Source organism: Pinirhizobacter sp., assembly GCF_035317885.1.
In the GTDB taxonomy this organism is placed as follows: Bacteria; Pseudomonadota; Gammaproteobacteria; order Xanthomonadales; family Rhodanobacteraceae; genus Pinirhizobacter.
The window spans coordinates 1-4,154 of record NZ_DATHFX010000453.1; the positions used below are offsets into that span (position 1 = coordinate 1).

Below are 4,154 nucleotides of genomic sequence, written 5' to 3' on the forward strand. Positions count from 1 at the left end.
GATGAACCGCTCGAACCAGGCCAGCTTGTAGTCGAATTTTGGGCCTGGCTGCGGATTGCCGTTGGGCAGGTAGAGGCAGCCCACGATGACGCCATGGACGGCGGCTTCCAGGTACCGGCTCTGCGTATCCTTGGCATCCCCGGGCAGGCCACGCCGGCTTTCCACCGGGTCAGCGCCACGCGCCAGAATGGCTACGCCGTTCCATGAAGTTTGGCCTTGCCAGATCGCCCCGTAGCCGGCCTTGTTGATCTCCTCTACGGGAAACAATCCATCGGCCGCCTTCAATTCCTGTAGGCAGGCAATATCCGGCTTTTCACGCCTAAGCCACTCCAGCAGGATGGGTAGCCGGGGCGTATACCATTGATATTGAAAGTGGCGATCTTCATGGCACATCATGCTAACGCCGCGCCCGGTGGAGGCTGGGTGAGCGTCGATTGGCGATACCTGGAGAACGATGATGGACGAGCAAGACATCCGGACCGCCATTGATAAGCACTGGGCGGCATCCGCTGCGGGCGACCAGGTCGCCGAGCACGAGATTTACCTTGATGATGCCGTATGCGAGTACCCGCAATCAGGCGAGGTCATCCGCGGCCGGGCCAACCTGCAAGCGCTTCGTAGCCATCACCCCGGTAAACCCTCGGGATTCGAGGTCCGGCGTATCGTTGGTGAGGGCGATCTGTGGGTTACCGAGTATGTGATTGCCTATGGGAACAAGCGTGCCCACACCGTGAGCATCATGGAGTTCCGGGACGGGAAGGTGTCGCACGAGACGCAGTATTTCGTCGATCCCTTCGATGCCCCGGCCTGGCGCGCCCAGTGGGTTGAGCAACGATAACGCGCCGACATACACTTTCGAGTCAAGCGAATTATCCCTTCGAGTCAAGAAGTCTACCCTGAGGGAGGCTTCGAGAACCTCTCCATGCGCGTACCGTTGCGGTAGGGAATCAACTCAATCCAGGGATGCCCTACCTATCCGGTTGAGAGAGGCGGCTATGTACGAAGGTGCATTTGGCGAAAGGCTCGGGCGATCGTTTCAGATAGGCAATCCGCCCACACTTGCGAGCGAGACAAAGCGGGGAAGTCGGCTTGCCGTGACGGAGCTGCGCATCGACAAGACCGGGCACGGCATGACATCGCCGATAGGGAGCAATGATGCCTATCTGATTTGCCTGAATCTCAAGAAGCAGACGACGCATGAGCTGTGGTGCGACGGTCGCCCCGTATGTTCGACGGCCTATGAGGCAGGTACAACATATCTCCTGGATCTGCGCAGGGATCCCATCACCTATATCAGCGATCCGCTGCACTCGCTGTACTTCTACATTCCGCGATGTGCGATCAACGAGGCGAACGAAGAAATCTATCGTTCGAACGTCACCGACATTGCGTTACAGCCTGGCGAGTGCATCAAAGACTCGATCATCATGAGTATCGGCCAAACGCTGTTACCGATCTTCCGCAGCCCGTCGGTGTTCTACCAACCTCTCGTGGGTCATCTTCTCCAGGGCCTTTGTGCTTATCTGGCCTTGAATTTCGGAGGATCTTCGACCACGAACACCGTCGTCAAAGGCACGCTTGCTCCATGGCAACAACAGCGCGTCACGCAGATGATGCGTGAGCGGCTATTTGAGGGCATAACGATCACGGAACTTGCCGAGGCTTGCGGTTTGTCTACTGGCACCCTGGTGAGGGGGTTCAAGAAGAGTACCGGTGTATCGCCGCACCAGTGGCTACTCTATCGCCGGGTCGACCGGGCGATCGAACTCATGTCGGAACCCGATACGTCCCTGGCGCAAATTGCCTTCAGTGCCGGCTTCTCAGATCAAAGTCATTTCAGCCGTGTCTTCGCGCAGAAAATGGGCGTGACACCCGGCGCGTGGCGCAAGTCCCAGGCATCGATGAGGAAAGCGGAAAATGCCTAGTTGCTGTCTAGGGCAACGAATCCAGGAAGCCTCGCTTGAGGGCGATCGTGACCGCGTGCGTGCGGTCTTCGGCGCCCAGTTTGGCCATGATGCTCTTCATGCGGGCCTTGACCGTATCTTCGGTGATGCTCAACGCCTTGGCGATATGGCGATTACTGCGCCCCTGGGCCACCAGGGTGAGAACGACGATCTCGCGATCGGTCAGTCCCTCGCGACCCGCGTGGCTGGCAATTTCCTGGGCGACTTCGGGAGCCACGATATGGCGGCCCGTCAGCGCGCCGCGTATCGCCTTGACTATTTCATCGCTACGGGCGGTTTTCAGAAGGTAAGACGTGGCGCCGAGCGTGAAGGCCCGGACCACTCGAGCGTCCCCGGGGAAGGTCGTTAACACGATGATTGTCGCGTCGGGAAATTCGCTGCGTATGGCCGTGATGGCCCGCAAGCCGTCCATGACAGGCATCTGAAGGTCGATCAGCATCACGTCGGGAAGCAGCTTTCTAAACTGGTCGATGGCTTCTTTGCCATCGGCGGCTTCGCCGGTGACTTCCATATCGGATTCCTGTTCGATGACCGCTCTTAACCCGTCTCTCATTACGGGATGGTCATCGACAACGAGTATCCCGAATCGTTCTTTGATCTCGTTCAAAAAATCACCTGTTTTCCGTCACTGGCACCGAAAACAGGGATGTTAGCAGGATCCCCACTATCTCCCTGGCGTCATGACTATGCGCTGACGCTGGAGGCAATTCAATGCTCGAAAGTGTATTTTTTCGGCAAGTTAGCACGTTTGTCCTGTTTTTTGATCGGGCCCTGTCCGTGCTTCTGGCCTATTGCAGCCATGTCGATGCGTATTGAGCAAAAAACACATTGCGGTGCAAAAAGCTGCAAGAAGAAGTTCCTCGCCCCACGTAACGTGGCCACTACTGGCCCCCGATGAGGACTGCACGATGACAACACGATTCTGTGCGGCGACATGGGATAAGCCGCGGAACATCAACCAGGCTTTCGGTCACCCGTTGGACGCAGGCTTCCGGGGTGTCTTGCAATTGGCCAAGGGAATCGACCACGACGAAGAGCGAATACGCGACTGGTACCTGACGGTGAAGATTCGTGAGCTCGGCGACAAGACGGCACAAGAGTTGGTCCAGATGGGCGATACCGACCTTGTCATAGGTTTCTTGAGGTCGATCAGACGCGGCTATCGCGACTGATGCATGAGGGGGAACAGATGGGCACGAGAGAGTCGTTCAAAGCCGTGAGCGCACAACTGGAAGAGGCCTATTACGCGAAGGAGAAGACAGCCTTTGCCGCGTTTTCGATCCTCGAGGAACACCTGGCCGATTTCTCCAGCATGCTGATAACCGGGTTTGGTGACCGGACGCGCGCTATACGATGGATGTGCATGCACCACAGGGCTTTTGAAGGCAGGAATGCCTATCAGGTCATAGCCGATGGCGAAGTTGATCGGCTCTGGGAGGAGGTGACACGTGCTTGCGGCCTGGCTGACTGAGTTTGCCGGGCATCGACAATTCCTCAGTCAGATGCGGAGGCCCTCGCCATGGTAGACGTGTCATCGACCGTCAGGCGCCTTTCGGCGCCTGTCTCCGGATTGGCATTGACGTGGTTTGTCATCCATATACCGGGCGAATATGCCTATGCGAGCGTATGGCTCATGCCGACGGTCGCTTCATTCTTTGCGTTCGCTGCATGGTTCGCGCTTGCTTATCGCGGCATGGACCCATCGAATGCCTTGGCCGGGAAGCCATCTGGCTCCGATCAACGATGGCCCGGCCACCTAGGCATGGCCACTATGTTTGATTCGATCGGTAAGGCATGCATCGGCGCCGGCTGCTTGAGTGCGTTGATTCAGATCCTTACCAGCCCGACTCATTGCAGCTGGGAATTTCCTGTCGCCATGGGTGTCGGCATCTTGATCGGCGCCAAAGTCCTGGCAAAAATACCCGTCTAGAGAATTGCTCAGGTCGCGCCTGGGTGCGACCTGAGCAACAGACCGTATCAGCCACCCTTCTCGGGCAGGGCATAGGCGATCACGTAGTCACCCGGCGGCGTGCGCATGAAGTGATGACCGCCAGCCATGATCACCAGGTATTGGCGACCGTTGATGCTATACGTCATCGGCGTGGCCTGGCCACCGGCCGGTAGCACATCGCTCCAGACCACCTTGCCGGTCTTGATGTCGATGGCGCGGATCAGGTTGTCGGTGGCAGC

The 4,154-nt window shown here is 57.8% G+C and carries 7 protein-coding genes and 1 pseudogene; 5 read left to right on the top strand and 3 right to left on the bottom strand.

Translation table 11 applies throughout. The annotated features are described in order from the left end of the window. Positions 1 to 386: pseudogene (locus tag VK519_RS14830) on the bottom strand (exodeoxyribonuclease III); the annotation flags it as partial. Between the two features lie 71 nt (positions 387 to 457). On the opposite strand from VK519_RS14830, the gene VK519_RS14835 reads away from it, so the two are divergent. Together VK519_RS14835 and VK519_RS14840 are read left to right on the top strand one after the other, a co-directional pair. Then, a complete protein-coding gene (locus VK519_RS14835) occupies positions 458 to 838 on the top strand; it encodes a nuclear transport factor 2 family protein (protein ID WP_324351018.1) in 381 nt (126 codons plus the stop codon). A 256-nt stretch (positions 839 to 1,094) separates the two neighbouring features. Beyond that, positions 1,095 to 1,925 (top strand): helix-turn-helix domain-containing protein, encoded by an 831-nt coding sequence (locus VK519_RS14840; RefSeq protein ID WP_324351019.1) that lies wholly within the window; start codon positions 1,095 to 1,097, stop codon positions 1,923 to 1,925. A gap of 7 nt (positions 1,926 to 1,932) precedes the next feature. On the opposite strand, the gene VK519_RS14845 is transcribed toward VK519_RS14840, so the two are convergent. Continuing rightward, positions 1,933 to 2,571 (bottom strand): response regulator, encoded by a 639-nt coding sequence (locus tag VK519_RS14845; RefSeq protein WP_324351021.1) that lies wholly within the window; start codon positions 2,569 to 2,571, stop codon positions 1,933 to 1,935. A 301-nt stretch (positions 2,572 to 2,872) separates the two neighbouring features. Here VK519_RS14845 and VK519_RS14850 point away from each other — a divergent pair, with 301 nt between their 5' ends. From VK519_RS14850 to VK519_RS14860, 3 genes are read left to right on the top strand one after another with little or no spacing between them, the layout of a single operon-like run. Continuing rightward, positions 2,873 to 3,136, top strand: a complete 264-nt coding sequence (locus tag VK519_RS14850; protein ID WP_324351023.1) for a hypothetical protein — start codon at positions 2,873 to 2,875, stop codon at positions 3,134 to 3,136. A 44-nt stretch (positions 3,137 to 3,180) separates the two neighbouring features. Beyond that, positions 3,181 to 3,435, top strand: coding sequence for a hypothetical protein (locus VK519_RS14855; protein ID WP_324351025.1), 255 nt, complete (start codon positions 3,181 to 3,183; stop codon positions 3,433 to 3,435). A gap of 48 nt (positions 3,436 to 3,483) precedes the next feature. Beyond that, positions 3,484 to 3,894: a hypothetical protein gene (locus tag VK519_RS14860; RefSeq protein WP_324351027.1), complete on the top strand. Its 411-nt coding sequence runs from the start codon at positions 3,484 to 3,486 to the stop codon at positions 3,892 to 3,894. Positions 3,895 to 3,941: 47 nt separating this feature from the next. Here VK519_RS14860 and VK519_RS14865 read toward each other — a convergent pair. After that, the coding region (locus tag VK519_RS14865; protein WP_324351029.1) for a hypothetical protein at positions 3,942 to 4,154 on the bottom strand (213 nt) is incomplete at its 5' end.

Excerpts from the sequence above, each read along its gene's own strand:
- VK519_RS14860 (WP_324351027.1), top strand. The coding sequence starts at position 3,484 with ATGGTAGACGTGTCATCGACCGTCAGGCGCCTTTCGGCGCCTGTCTCC.
- VK519_RS14850 (WP_324351023.1), top strand. The coding sequence starts at position 2,873 with ATGACAACACGATTCTGTGCGGCGACATGGGATAAGCCGCGGAACATC.
- VK519_RS14835 (WP_324351018.1), top strand. The coding sequence starts at position 458 with ATGGACGAGCAAGACATCCGGACCGCCATTGATAAGCACTGGGCGGCA.